This window comes from Methylobacterium sp. WL1 (genome assembly GCF_008000895.1).
Lineage (GTDB): Bacteria > Pseudomonadota > Alphaproteobacteria > Rhizobiales > Beijerinckiaceae > Methylobacterium.
Genome location: NZ_CP042823.1, coordinates 3,757,976 through 3,770,228 on the forward strand (window position 1 = coordinate 3,757,976; position 12,253 = coordinate 3,770,228).

At 69.9% G+C, this 12,253-nt stretch carries 10 protein-coding genes, 1 tRNA gene and 1 pseudogene; 6 read left to right on the plus strand and 6 right to left on the minus strand.

The window, feature by feature from the left end; translation table 11 throughout:
• Nucleotides 1-408 precede the first annotated feature (408 nt).
• Entirely contained in the window at nt 409-1,854 is a 1,446-nt protein-coding gene (locus FVA80_RS18230; RefSeq protein ID WP_147907178.1) for an amidase, read from the minus strand.
• A 103-nt stretch (nt 1,855-1,957) separates the two neighbouring features.
• Here FVA80_RS18230 and FVA80_RS18235 point away from each other — a divergent pair.
• Nucleotides 1,958-2,083, plus strand: a pseudogene (locus tag FVA80_RS18235) (antitoxin MazE-like protein); the annotation flags it as partial.
• Nucleotides 2,084-2,157: 74 nt separating this feature from the next.
• On the opposite strand, the gene pyrC reads toward FVA80_RS18235, so the two are convergent.
• The 3 genes from pyrC to aroQ all read right to left on the minus strand — a co-directional run bounded on the left by pyrC (nt 2,158) and on the right by aroQ (nt 4,543).
• Nucleotides 2,158-3,243 (minus strand): dihydroorotase, encoded by a 1,086-nt coding sequence (gene pyrC / locus FVA80_RS18240; protein ID WP_147907177.1) that lies wholly within the window; start codon nt 3,241-3,243, stop codon nt 2,158-2,160.
• 13 nt (nt 3,244-3,256) lie between these two features.
• Nucleotides 3,257-3,958, minus strand: coding sequence for an orotate phosphoribosyltransferase (locus FVA80_RS18245; RefSeq protein WP_147907176.1), 702 nt, complete (start codon nt 3,956-3,958; stop codon nt 3,257-3,259).
• 132 nt (nt 3,959-4,090) lie between these two features.
• Nucleotides 4,091-4,543 (minus strand): type II 3-dehydroquinate dehydratase, encoded by a 453-nt coding sequence (gene aroQ, locus FVA80_RS18250; protein ID WP_147907175.1) that lies wholly within the window; start codon nt 4,541-4,543, stop codon nt 4,091-4,093.
• A 285-nt stretch (nt 4,544-4,828) separates the two neighbouring features.
• Here aroQ and FVA80_RS18255 point away from each other — a divergent pair, with 285 nt between their 5' ends.
• Both FVA80_RS18255 and FVA80_RS18260 read left to right on the plus strand, forming a co-directional pair.
• Nucleotides 4,829-5,671: a 3-keto-5-aminohexanoate cleavage protein gene (locus FVA80_RS18255; protein ID WP_147907174.1), complete on the plus strand. Its 843-nt coding sequence runs from the start codon at nt 4,829-4,831 to the stop codon at nt 5,669-5,671.
• A gap of 45 nt (nt 5,672-5,716) precedes the next feature.
• Nucleotides 5,717-5,790, plus strand: a tRNA-Gly gene (locus FVA80_RS18260).
• 77 nt (nt 5,791-5,867) lie between these two features.
• On the opposite strand, the gene FVA80_RS18265 is transcribed toward FVA80_RS18260, so the two are convergent.
• Nucleotides 5,868-6,827 carry a helix-turn-helix domain-containing protein gene (locus FVA80_RS18265; protein ID WP_187193399.1) on the minus strand — a complete coding sequence of 320 codons (960 nt, stop codon included), beginning with the start codon at nt 6,825-6,827 and terminating at the stop codon, nt 5,868-5,870.
• Between the two features lie 323 nt (nt 6,828-7,150).
• Here FVA80_RS18265 and FVA80_RS18270 point away from each other — a divergent pair, with 323 nt between their 5' ends.
• The 3 genes from FVA80_RS18270 (at nt 7,151) to FVA80_RS18280 (ending at nt 10,986) form a co-directional block, all read left to right on the plus strand.
• Nucleotides 7,151-9,370: a TonB-dependent receptor gene (locus tag FVA80_RS18270; RefSeq protein WP_147907172.1), complete on the plus strand. Its 2,220-nt coding sequence runs from the start codon at nt 7,151-7,153 to the stop codon at nt 9,368-9,370.
• Nucleotides 9,371-9,373: 3 nt separating this feature from the next.
• A complete protein-coding gene (locus FVA80_RS18275; RefSeq protein ID WP_147907171.1) occupies nt 9,374-9,736 on the plus strand; it encodes a hypothetical protein in 363 nt (120 codons plus the stop codon).
• 92 nt (nt 9,737-9,828) lie between these two features.
• Entirely contained in the window at nt 9,829-10,986 is a 1,158-nt protein-coding gene (locus FVA80_RS18280; protein WP_246692430.1) for an MFS transporter, read from the plus strand.
• Here FVA80_RS18280 and FVA80_RS18285 read toward each other — a convergent pair.
• Nucleotides 10,971-12,077 (minus strand): MFS transporter, encoded by a 1,107-nt coding sequence (locus FVA80_RS18285; protein ID WP_246692014.1) that lies wholly within the window; start codon nt 12,075-12,077, stop codon nt 10,971-10,973. The genes FVA80_RS18280 and FVA80_RS18285 overlap by 16 nt on opposite strands.
• Between the last annotated feature and the right edge of the window lie 176 nt (nt 12,078-12,253).

Consider the following 12,253-nt stretch of genomic DNA (forward strand, 5'->3'; position numbering starts at 1 on the left):
CGCTCCCCGGATCGTCAACGGCGGTCGTGCGCCGCCGGACGGGCCGGTTCTTCTCGTCCTGCACCTTCGTCACGCGAGGCGGCATCCGCCTCGCTCGAAAGTCCTGTCTCCGTCGGTATCTCGAACGCGTGGATCTCGTTGGTCGTGATGCGTCACCGGGCAGCGGGCAATAAAAAAGGGCCCCTAGGGACCCTGCATGCGCCACCGCTCGGATTGCAGCCCTGGTTTAGGGCCGCCCCGTCGGTGACGCTTCCGCTACAATAAGAACCGCGTTCATCGGATATCCGAGCCTGCCTCGCGGCGATCGATGAATCCGGGATCGGATTCAGGTCAGTCGCGCGTGAAGTGTTGGGCCTCATACCGGAGACCTGACAACCGGTCAACGCGTAAGCTGAGGATCGACCGCGCTCAGTGCAGGGGCGGCGGCCGGCGGCGCACCCAGTTGCTTGCCGCGTCGTAGGCCGCGCCGAGCTGAAGGCAGGCGAGCTCGCCGTGGTTCCGGGCGACGATCTGGAGACCGGTCGGCAAACCGGTCTCGCCGAAGCCTGCCGGGACGTCGAGGGCCGGGAGGCCCGAGAGGGTCACCGGGATCACGGTCTGCATCCACCGGTGGTAGGTGTCCATCGTGCGGCCGCCGACCTCCCGGGGCCAGCGCAGGTTCTTGTCGAACGGGAAGACCTGCGCGCTCGGCATGACCAGGTAATCGTAGCGCTCCATGAAGCGACGCAGGGTCTCGTACCAGCGGGTGCGCGCCTCCAGGGCGGCGACCACCTGGTCGGCGGTGAGCGCCAAGCCGCGTTCGACTTCCCAGACGGCCTCCGGCTTGAGTTGCGCCCGGTGGGCGGGCTCGTCGTAGAACGGCCGGAGCGAGGCCGAGACCGCCAGCGCCCGCAGGGTCAGCCAGTCGCGCCACTGCGCCTCCATGTCGAACCGGGGCGCGACCTCCTCGACCACGCATCCGATCTCCGTGAAGGTGGCAAGAGCGGCGCGGCCGAGTTCGAGCACCCCGGGATCGAACGGGATCTGGCCGTCGAAATCCCCGAGCCAGGCGATCCGCGTTCCGCGGAAATCCCGGGCCAGCGGGCTCGCGAAGGCGGAGGGGTCCTGACGGATCGTGTTCGGGCAGCGAGGATCGTAGCCGGCCTGGACCGACAGCATCAGGCCGATATCGGCGGGGCTGCGTCCGATCGCACCGAGCACGGACAGGCCCGGGCTGAACACGTCCTTGGTCTCGACCGGGATCCGGCCCCAGCTCGGGCGCAGCCCGAAGCAGTTGTTGAAGGCCGGAGGGTTGCGCAGCGACCCGCCGAAGTCGCTGCCGTCGGCCACCGGTTGCAGCTTGAGCGCAACCGCCACAGCGGCCCCGCCGCTCGACCCGCCGGCGCTCTTCTCCGGGTCGTAGGCATTCCCGGTCACGCCGTAGACCGGGTTGAAGCTGTGCGACCCAAGGCCGAACTCAGGGATGTTGGTCTTGCCGATGAAGATCGCCCCGGCCGCGCGCAGCCGGGCGACCATGATCGTGTCCACCTCGGCAATCCGGCCGGCGAAGATCGGCGAACCTTGAGTGAACGGCAGCCCGCGCACCGCATCGAGATCCTTCACGGCGAGCGGGAAGCCGTGCAGCGGCCCGACCTCCTCGCCGCGCCCGAGGGCGGCATCCCGCGCCTCGGCCTCTCGAACAAGCACCGCGTCGTCCTGAAGCCCGACGATGGCGTTGACCTGCGGATTGAGCCGGTGGATCCGCTCCAGGTACGCGCGCATGACCTCGACGCAGGAGACGACCCGGCCGCGGATGGCAGCCGCGAGATCCACGGCACCGAGCGCCGTGATGCCGTCCTGTCGCTCATCCTGCATGGTCGGGTCTCCGGATCGGTAGGCGGCTTACAGAATATCGGCGCGAGGGAAAACCGTCTGTCTTCGCCGACATGACCTGTCACCCTCGAGGCGCACGCGCTTCGTGCCGAATCTGTTAGATTCCGCGTCTCTGCGCCTGAAGGGTCGCAAGGACCGTGCGCGCTTCCGTGCTGAGGGGCTGAGACCCATTCAGATCTCGGCTCCCGACGTCCGGACATCGGCGTTCGAAGCTGAGGCGCATCGCCAGTCACTCGCAGTGGCCGACACCGCAGGCGATGCCGAGCACCAAGCCCGTTCCCGCCTCTACGCCACCACCGCCCAAGGCAGCGTCTCATCCCCGCGGAACACCACCACGGTGGTGGCCTCCACCGCGACCGCCTCGATGGCGCGGCTCTCCCGGCGCTCCAAGGTGACGGTGGCCGCGTTGGGCGCGAGTCCGTGGAAGCGCGCGCCGTTCAGTGACGCGAAGGCCTCGAACCGGTCCAGCGCCCCCTCCTCGTCGAACACCTGCACGTAGGTCTGCAAGGCGGTCGGGCCGCAGAACACACCGGCGCAGCCACAGGACGCCTCCTTGGCGCCGCGGATATGCGGGGCGGTGTCGGTGCCAAGGAAGAAGCACGCCTCGCCGGAGGTGGCGGCCGCCCGCAGCGCCAGGCGGTGCCGCTCACGCTTGGCCACCGGCAGGCAATAGAGGTGCGGGCGCAGACCGCCCTGGAAGATGTGGGTGCGGTTGATGACGAGGTGGTGCGGCGTGATCGTCGCCGCCACGCGAGTCCGGTTGGCCCGGACCACGTCGAGGATCTCGGCCGTGGTCGCGTGCTCGACGGTGACCTTCAGCCCCTGGTGGCGGGCGAGCAGCGGGATCAGGCTGCCCTCCATGAACGCCGCCTCGCGGTCGAAGATGTCGATCTCCGGATCGGTGGCCTCGCCATGGATCAGGAGCGGCATGCCGATCCGCTCCATCCGCTCCAGCACGGGCGCGAGCCCGATCAGGTCGGTGACGCCGGCATGGGAGTTCGTCGTCGCGCCGGCCGGATAGAGCTTGGCGGCGATCCAGACCTTCTCGGCAAAGCCGCGCTCGATCTCGTCCGGGTCGGTGTCGTCCCGCAGGTAGCAGGTCATCAACGGGGTGAAATCGAGGCCGGCGGGCAGCGCGGCCAGGATCCGCTCGCGATAGGCGCGCGCCGCCGCCACCGTGGTCACCGGCGGGACCAAGTTCGGCATGATGATGCCCCGGGCGAACTGGGCCGCCGTGTAGGGCAGCACCGCCTTCAGCATCGCGCCGTCGCGCAGGTGGATGTGCCAGTCGTCCGGCCGGCGGATGGTGATCCGGTCGGCCGCCGTGGAAGCGGGCGGCTGCGCGGCGGGGAACAGGTCGGCGACGCTCATCGCGGCGGACTCCTCAGGCCTGCCCGAACGCGGAAATGCCGCCGTGGGCGGCGGACCAGTCGGCCGGCGCGTTCAGGAAGCTCTCGACCTCGGCCAGCGTCTTCGGGTCGAAGGTGCCCATCTCCTTGGCCACCGCCAGCACGTCCCACCACGTGGTGAGGTAGTGCAGCTTGATCCCGATCTCCTGCATCAGCGCGGCGCTGCCGGGGAAGATGTCGTAGTAGAACAGCACGAAGCAGTGATCGACCTGGGCCCCGGCGTCCCGCAGCGCCTGGCAGAAGTTCACCTTGCTGCGGCCGTCGGTGGCGAGATCCTCCACCAGCAGGGTCCGGGCGCCCTCCACAACCTCGCCCTCGATCTGGGCGTTGCGGCCGAAGCCCTTGGGCTTCTTGCGCACGTACTGCATCGGCAGCATCAGCCGGTCGGCGATCCAGGCGGCGAACGGGATGCCGGCGGTCTCGCCACCCGCGATGTGGGTCAGCGTCTCGTAGCCGATCTCGCGCACGATCGTCGAGGCGGCGAAGTCGATCAGTGTCGAGCGCAGGCGCGGGAACGAGATGATCTTGCGGCAATCGATATAGACCGGGCTGGCCCAGCCGGAGGTGAACTTGAACGGCTCGTCCTTGTAGAAATGGACCGCCTGGATCTCGAGGAACATCTTGGCCGCCTCGCGGGCGATCAGCGTCCGGTCGGTGGGCAGGAACGACGTGGTCATGCGGCGTGCGCGCTCCGCTGGGGGCACTCTCCGCCGGCGACCGGTCTCGAGTGCGAGGATGGGGAAGGCCTGACCGGTCTCCTCCGCCCTGTCTCCGCCAGCGTCAACCCTGAACCGGCCGCTATCCGCCGCTCAGGCCGTGCCGGCCTGGGCCCGCAGCTGCGCCAGATGCCGGATCGCTAGGGCGTAGCCGTGGGTCCCGAAACCGGCCAGCACGGCTGTCGCGGCGAGCGAGACGTAGGAATGATGGCGAAACGACTCGCGCCGGTGGACGTTCGAGATGTGGCACTCGATCACCGGCACCTCGCAGGTGTTGAGCGCGTCGAGGATCGCCACCGAGGTGTGGGTGTAGGCGCCGGCATTGATCACGATGCCGGCCGAACCGACCCGGAAGGCCTGGATCGCGTCGATCAGCGCGTGCTCTGCGTTGCTCTGACGGAAATCCACCGTGAGCCCGAAGCCGCCGGCGGTCTCGCGGCACAGGGCCTCGACATCGGCCAGCGTCTCGCGCCCGTAGATCTCCGGCTGCCGCTTGCCGAGCAGGTTCAGGTTCGGCCCGTTCAGGACCAGGATGGTGTCGATCATCGTGTTCCTCGCCGCTCGAATGGCGGCCCGCCTCGACTGCGCCCAGGCCCTGTGACACCCCTTCTCCGATCCACGCCCGCATCCGCGATGTGTGGGCGCAGCGAGCCTCAGGGCGAGGGCGTGGGCCGGCTCGCCCCGTTGTGGCCGCGCGTGGTGCGAGGGTCAAACGAGCCCCCGGGTTCACCCTGTCACCGGCGCCGAGATGTCCCGCCCGGGCGGTTCAGTTTCCCGGTGCGCGACGTTATCCCGGACCGGAACCAGACGGACGATCAGGGAGAAGACGCGATGGCAGGATCCCCGAGCGAGGCGCCCGTGGTGATCGCGGTGGCGATCACCGGCTCGGTGCCGCGCAAGAAGGACAACCCGGCCGTGCCGGTCACCGTGGCCGAGCAGGTGGAGTCGACGCAACAGGCCTTCGAGGCCGGCGCGACGCTGGCCCATATCCACGTGCGCAACGACGACGAATCGCCCTCCTCCGACCCCGACAAGTTCGCCGCCGTGCAGGAGGGGCTGCGCAAGCACTGTCCCGGGATGATCGTGCAGTTCTCCACCGGCGGGCGCGGGCGCGATCCGGCCGCCCGGGGACTCTCGCTGAAGCACCGTCCCGACATGGCCTCGCTCTCCACCGGCTCGGTGAACTTCCCGAGCATCGTGTACGAGAACGGCGCCGGCCTCGTGACCGATCTCGCGAGTCAGATGAAGCAGCACGGGGTGCGGCCGGAGATAGAGATCTTCGACCTGTCGCACCTTCACGGCGCCAGGAGGCTGGTAGAGGCGGGCCTGATCGACGCGCGCCCGCACGTGCAGTTCGTGATGGGCGTCCAGAACGCGATGCCGGCCGAGGAGCACCTGCTCGACATCCTGCTCGCCGAGACGCGGCGGATCCTGCCCGAAGCCACCTGGACCGCCGCCGGGATCGGCCGCAACCAGGCGGTCGTGATGGACTGGGCGCTCGCGCGCGGCGCCGACGCGGTCCGCACCGGCCTGGAGGACAACATCCGGGTGACGAAGGACCGGCTGGCGGCGAGCAACGCCGAGTTGGTCGGCCTCGCTGCGGAAGCGGTCCGCCGCCACGGCCGCAACGTCGCCAGCCCCGCCGAGGCGCGGGCCGCGCTCGGTCTGGCCTGAGACCGTCTTCTCACGGGCCGGACGGCGTGCTAACGATCCGCCCGCGCGGGTGTAGCTCAATGGTAGAGCAGCAGCCTTCCAAGCTGAATACCCGGGTTCGATTCCCGGTACCCGCTCCACGCCGTCTCACCGTCGGAAGCCGATGGCAGCGGCAGCATATCGGATTGGTCTGCGCGCCTCCCGGCCGCGAACGCTCTCAACGATCCATCGCGCGATCACGCCCGCGAACATGCCCTTGGTCGATGGTCCCGCCCGATCGTCGGACCTGTGACGGTGTGAGACCGAAGCGCTTGCGGAACGTGCGGTTGAAGTAGGAGAGGTCGCCGAACCCGACATCGAAGGCGATCGCGCTGACCGGACGGGCATCCTCGGCATCCGTCAGGCGCTGCATCGCCCGGTCGAGGCGGCGGGCGAGGACGAAGCCCGAGAAGGTCTCGCCCTCCGCCTGGAACATCGCCTGGACCTGCCGGCTGGAGATCTGCTGGGCCTGCGCCACCGCCTCCAGGCTCAGGTCCGGCCGGCCGAGGCGCTGCTCCACTTCGGCCTTGAGCGCCTGGATCCGCAGGTCGCGCCGGCTCGGGCCGGGCGCGGAGATTGCGACGCCGGGCTCGCGCACGATGTAGGCCAGCAACTGGGCGAGGTGCTCGCGGACGAGGTCCGCGATGCCCGCGGCCCCCACGGGGATCAGGCCCCGCAGAAGGCTCGCGCCGTAGACGGTCAGCGTCTGCAGCCCCGGATGGTCCCGCCCGATCCGCCGGATGTGACCGGTCTCCAGCGCGGCGAGCGGACCGGTCAGACGCTGCCGGTCGATCGCCAGGAGGTCGATCCGGTCGACCCCCAGTGCGTCGAAGACGGCGTCCCGGCTCGTGGCGACCAGCAGCGCGTCCCTGGAGCAGCAGGCGACCGTGCTCCCGCCCTGGGTCACCTGGAGGCGCCCGATCGCAGGCCGCACCAGCAGCAGGCGCTCGCCCGGGCCCTCGTCGCGCCAGGAACGGGACGGCTCGAACACCGAGGCGATGCCGAGGTCCGGAACGATGCGAATCGCCGTCCGGCCCCGGAACGGAAGGGAATCGGGGTCCGCGCGCGACTCCGGGACGACGCCGGCCGCCGCCCCGCGGGTCACGGCCTGCACCGTGGCGCTCATCGCGGTGGCCAAACCGGGTTTCCCGGTGACGTGGCGGCCAAGCAAAGTCGTTTCGTCATCGCGCCCTCCCTCACCCTGCAGCTGCGCAGCAGTCCATACTCTTGCGCGCCCGAGTCCAAGCGGGTTCGAAATCACCATGCTAGAGCCGCCTAGACATGTCGAGACTTTAGGCATCTTCAACCGAACGTGTCGGCGCCCAAAGTCGCGATGATCTTAAATTAGACAAGTTTTAAACTGGCTGGCCGTCGATTTCTGGCGTTCTTTACACGTCGGACCCGGCCCGGCGGTCGTGGAAGGCGTTCCGACGCGGAATCGCAGGGGTGGGTCTGACAATCATGCGTACCATTCGTCTCGTCGCGATCCTCGGTGCGGGGACCGCCCTGGCCGGGCCGGCCCGGGCCGAGACCGCCGCACCCGTGGTCGCCCTCGACGAAATCTCCGTGACGGCCACCCGCGCGCCGCGCCGGATCGAGGACGTGCCGCAGAGCGTCCAGGTCGTCGATCGCGACCAGATCCGCCAGCAGCTCGCTCTGACCTCGAGCCCCTCGGCGGTGCTTTCGAAGCTGGTGCCGGGCTTCTCTGTGCCGAACGGCACGATCTCCAGCGCCTCCGAGAGCTTCCGGGGCCGCAACCTCCTGGTGCTGATCGACGGCGTGCCCGTGAACACGCCGCTGCGCGACGTCTCGCGCATCCTCAACCTGATCGACCTTAATTCGGTGGAGCGGATCGAGGTGGTGGCCGGCGCCTCCAGCCTCTACAGCGCGGGCGCGACCGGCGGCACCGTCAACTTCATCACCCGGCGCCCGACGGACGGGGCTCCGGTCGTCACCGTCAACACGGCGATCCGGACCTTCACGGCCGACCCGGTTCACGGCGTCGCGCCCGAGACCTCGATCAGCGTGACCGGCAAGGTGCCGGACGGCGTCGATTACGCGTTCACCGGCTCCGGTCGGTTCGCCACCCGCACCTTCGACGGGAAGGGCCGGGAATTGCCCTCCGACGGTCAGCTCGGCCAGGGCGGTGCCGACCGCTTCCAGCTCGGCAACATCAACCTGCGGCTCGGATACGACCTCGATCTCACCAAGCGCGTCGAGTTCGGCCTCACTCAGATCCTGCTCAACCAGGATCCGCGCTACCTGACGGATTACAGCGGTTCCTTCGCCCGGCCCGACTACGCGCGAAGCTATATCGGCCTGCCGGTCGCCGAGGATACGCGCTCACTCTATTTGCGCTATACGGATCGGGATACGCCTCTTGGCAGTTTCTCGATCCTCGGTTTCTATAACGACATCAACAAGCGCTTCAATTATTCGCAATTCGCCTATCCAGCAAACCCGTTCGTCACCTACTCGTTCATCCCCACCGCGCCCACCAGCCTGGCCAACCAGACTGCGCTCGCGACCGAGCGCGGCGGCATCAACCTCACCCTCGATACAGACCTGAGCGCCCTCTTGCCCGGGCTGAAGCTGACCTGGGGCTCCGACATAATCTCGGAATCGACCCGACAGCGGGCGCGGGACGGCAGCGACGTGTTCACGCCCCTGCAGCAGAACAGCTACGCCGGCTTCGCCCTGCTCCAGCTGCCCATCGGCGAGCGGCTGACCGTGCGTGCCGGCATGCGCTACGAGCACTTCGACCTCGACGTCGCAGGCTTCACCCGGCCGACGACCTTCGCGGCCAGCGCGGCGCGCAACGTGCTGGGCTACTCGACCTTCGTGCTGCCGGCCCTCAACGTCACCGGCGGCACGTTCTCCTACTCGGCCCCGACCTTCAACGGCGGCGCGACCTTCAACCTGCTGCCGGGCATCGACCTCTACGGCGGCTTCAGCCAGGGCTACGCGCTCGCCGATATCGGTGCGTTCACGCGCCGGGCCGGGCTGTCCCTCGCCTATGCCTGCCCGATCACCCGTCCGTTCTGCCTGCCGGCGGGCACCACCATCGCGTATTCCAGCATCGCCCCGCAGGCGCAGATCGTGAACTCCTACGATTTCGGCGTCCGCGGCCGGAGCGGGATCTTCTCCGGGAGCCTGGGCGGGTTCGTGTCGACCTCCGACGACGGCACGACGTTCGACCCGCTCACCAACAAGCTGAGCCAGCAGAAGGAGATGATCTACGGGGTCGAGTTCACCGGGAACGCGCAGGTCACGGAGCAACTGAATCTCGGCACCGTGCTCGGCTACCGCGAGGGCCGCTACGACACCAACAAGGACGGGCGCCTCGACAGCTACCTGCCGAACAACCGCATCGGCGCCCCCTTCCACGGCACGCTCTCGGGGACCTACCTGTTCGCGAACGGCGTCTCGCTCCGGGTCGAGGGTGAGGGCTTCAGCGGCCGCGACGCCCGCATCGACCTCATCGGCACCCGCTTCCGCTTGAAGGACGCCTTCACGGTGAACGCCGCGGTCGGCGCGCCCCTGGCCGGAGGCGAGCTCTACGCCTCCGTCGACAACCTGTTCGACCGCGCCTACTGGAATCCGACAGCGACCTCGGTGCGCAACCTGACCGTCTTCGGGCTCGGGCGCACCGTCACCGTCGGCTACCGCAGGACCTTCTGAGGGATGGTCGCCCTCGAAGAGACCGACGACCTCCTGGTCCTGCGCTATCTCGGCCCGACCGAGCCGGGCGACGAGACCGCCTACCTCGAGGCCCTGGAGCAGGTGGGCGCACGGACCGAACCGTTCGCCCTGATCCTGCTGCTCGGCGGCGTCGGCAAGCTTTCGGCGGCCTCCGAGAAGGCGCAGGCCCTCTGGTTCAAGCGGACGCGCGCCGACCTCGAGCGGCACTGCCGCGGCCTCGTGATCGTGCGGCCGGGCTTCGAGGAGGCGGGCGCCGATGTGTTCCGCCGGCTCTGGAACTTCCCGATCGCGATCGCCCCGGACGAGCCCGCCGCCCGAGCCTCCGCGCGGGCCTACCTGACATGAGCGCAGCCTCCTCGGCCCCCGCCGCCGTGACCGTTCCGCCCGACGGGCGGCGCGAGCGGTTCTCGCTCTTCGCGGTGCTCGCCGCCCTCTACATGGCGCAGGCGATCCCCTCCTACCTGATCGCCGCCGCACTCCCGCCGATCATGCGCGAGGCCGGCGTGTCCCGGGCGGCGATCGGCTATCTGAGCCTCCTGTTCCTGCCCCTCGTGCTGAAGTTCCTCTGGGCGCCGCTGATCGACCGGGTACGGCCCTTCGCGCGGGCGCACCGGGCGGGGTGGGTGGTGATGACCCAGGTCGGCGTGATCGGCTGCATCCTCGCGATGCTGCCGCTCGGGCCCACCAACGTGCCCGGGATCATCGGCGTCGGCTTCCTCGCCGCGCTGCTGATCGCGACGCAGGACATCGCCACGGACGGCTACGCCGTGAAGCGGCTGCGGCCGGAGGATCGCGCCATCGGCAATGCCATACAGGGCGGCTCGGTCGCCCTCGGGGTTGTGGTCGGCGGGACGCTGAGCCTCGTCCTCTACCATCATGTCGGCTGGACCGGGATGCTGCTGAGCGCGGCGGCCTTCTCCGTGCCGCCGCTGCTGGCCGCCTTCGCCATGCGCGAGGGTGCGCCCGAGACCGGCGCCACCGCATTGCGGCCCTCGATCCGGGCCTTCCTGCGGCGGCCGGATGTGCACACCATCCTGTGGGTCGCGCTCACCTACCGGGTGAGCGAGGGGCTCGTGAAGGCCATGGAGGGCGCCTACCTGGTCGATGCGGGCGTTCCCCTCGACAAGATCGGCTACCTGTCCGGCGTCTCGGCGATGACCGCGGGGCTCGCCGGCTCCGGCGTCGCGGCGCTGCTGGTCCGCCGCTACGGCACGGCCGCGACCCTCGGGCTGCTGGGCGGGCTGCGGACCCTCTGCTTCGCCCTGTTCACGGCGCACGCCTTCGGGGCCGTGGTCGGCCTGTGGCCGCTGTTCGGCGCGGCGGGGTTCCAGACCCTGATCCGCTACATGGAGATCGTGGCGCTCTACAGCCTGTTCATGGCGGTGTCCTCGGCGGAACAGCCGGGCACGGACTTCACGATCCTCGCCTGCGCGCAGCTCGTGGTCTACCTCGTCGGCTCGCTGATCTCGGGCAAGCTCGCCGACCTCCTCGGCTACGGCGCCCTGTTCGGGCTCGCGACGCTCCTGTCCGGCCTCGCCACGGTGGCGACCGTCCGGCTGCTCGGGACGGGCCGCGCCAGTCAGGCCACCGGATGACGGGGATCGCCCGGGCGCAGCCGCGCGGCGGCAACGATCAGAGCAAGGCCCAAGGCCGCGCAGGTCCAGAACGGCAGCGCGGGCGCGATCCGGAAGGCCGCTCCGCCGCACAGGGCTCCAATCCCCTGGCCGAGCACATGGACGCTCGCGAGCCAGCCGGCAGCCGCGGCCTGGGCGTGCCCGGGCAACCGGGCGACCAGGGCGGCGGTGTAATGCGGGGTCGCCAGGGCAATGCCGGCGCCCACCACGACCGTCCCGAGCACGGCGACCCAGGCGGCGGGAGCACAGGCGATCACGCCTGCACCCGCGGCGAAGCCCGCAAGCCCGACGCCGAGATTGCTCCGCAGGTTCGGGCCGAGGCGCGGCACCAGGACGAGTTGCGTCAGGATCATCGTCACCGCGACGAGCGCGAAGGTCGCGCCGGCAAGACCCGCAGCGCCCGCCGCGTCGAGGCCGTAGCGCTGCTGCAGGAACAAGCCGAGCACGATCTGGATCTGGCCGAGGCCAAGGGTCAGGGCGAAGCCGATCCCCATGAGCGGCGCGGCCGCGCGCAGAACGCGGCCGCGATGCGCTCCCGCCGGCCTGGCGCCAGGGCTGACGCCCGGGAGGTCGGGCGCGGCCAGCAGGAGCAGCGGGCTCGCCGCCAGAGCCACCAGGGGCACGGCCGTCCCGAACACCCCGACGCCCATCGCCAGCGAGCCGAGGATGCGCCCTGCCGACAGACCGGCACCAAGCCGACCGAGCGCCGCCGGGCGCGCCGTTTCCGCCACCGACCCCAGCACGGCGGCCTGGGCATGCGGCATCACCCCGGCGGCCCCCGCCCCATAGGCGATCCGCGAGGCGACGAGCAGCACCAGGGCTCCAGCGACGGGCAGAGCCGGCACCGTCAGGGCCAGCGCGAACAGGCCGTGGCCGAGCGCCATCAGGGCGGCGAGGGCCGCGAACAGCCGGCGCAGACGCCAACCGATCCCCGCATTCCCCCAGGCCGGCGCGCAGACCAGGAATGCGACCGCCCCGGCGAAGGCGACGCCCCCCATCGCGACCGCGTCGAGCCCGGTGCGCTCGGCCGCCACGGGGACAAGGGCGAGCACGGCCGATTGTCCGAACCCCACCGAGGCCGCGGCGAGGGATAGCCGCCCGGTTGCTCCAGCCCCGGGAGCGCGCGCATCGATCCGAACCATGACACCTCCGTCCGCGCACGGATCTTATTGAATCGATAACCGGCGTGGCAATCGCCAAATCGTATTTTTAAAACAATTCTATAGTA

Bases quoted from the DNA above. Each gene is read 5' to 3' on its own strand.
- FVA80_RS18275 (WP_147907171.1), top strand. From the start codon at position 9,374: ATGGTCGCCCTCGAAGAGACCGACGACCTCCTGGTCCTGCGCTATCTC.
- pyrC (WP_147907177.1), bottom strand. From the start codon at position 3,243: ATGAGCGTCGCCGACCTGTTCCCCGCCGCGCAGCCGCCCGCTTCCACG.
- FVA80_RS18270 (WP_147907172.1), top strand. From the start codon at position 7,151: ATGCGTACCATTCGTCTCGTCGCGATCCTCGGTGCGGGGACCGCCCTG.
- FVA80_RS18230 (WP_147907178.1), bottom strand. From the start codon at position 1,854: ATGCAGGATGAGCGACAGGACGGCATCACGGCGCTCGGTGCCGTGGAT.
- FVA80_RS18280 (WP_246692430.1), top strand. From the start codon at position 9,829: ATGGCGCAGGCGATCCCCTCCTACCTGATCGCCGCCGCACTCCCGCCG.
- aroQ (WP_147907175.1), bottom strand. From the start codon at position 4,543: ATGATCGACACCATCCTGGTCCTGAACGGGCCGAACCTGAACCTGCTC.
- FVA80_RS18245 (WP_147907176.1), bottom strand. From the start codon at position 3,958: ATGACCACGTCGTTCCTGCCCACCGACCGGACGCTGATCGCCCGCGAG.
- FVA80_RS18255 (WP_147907174.1), top strand. From the start codon at position 4,829: ATGGCAGGATCCCCGAGCGAGGCGCCCGTGGTGATCGCGGTGGCGATC.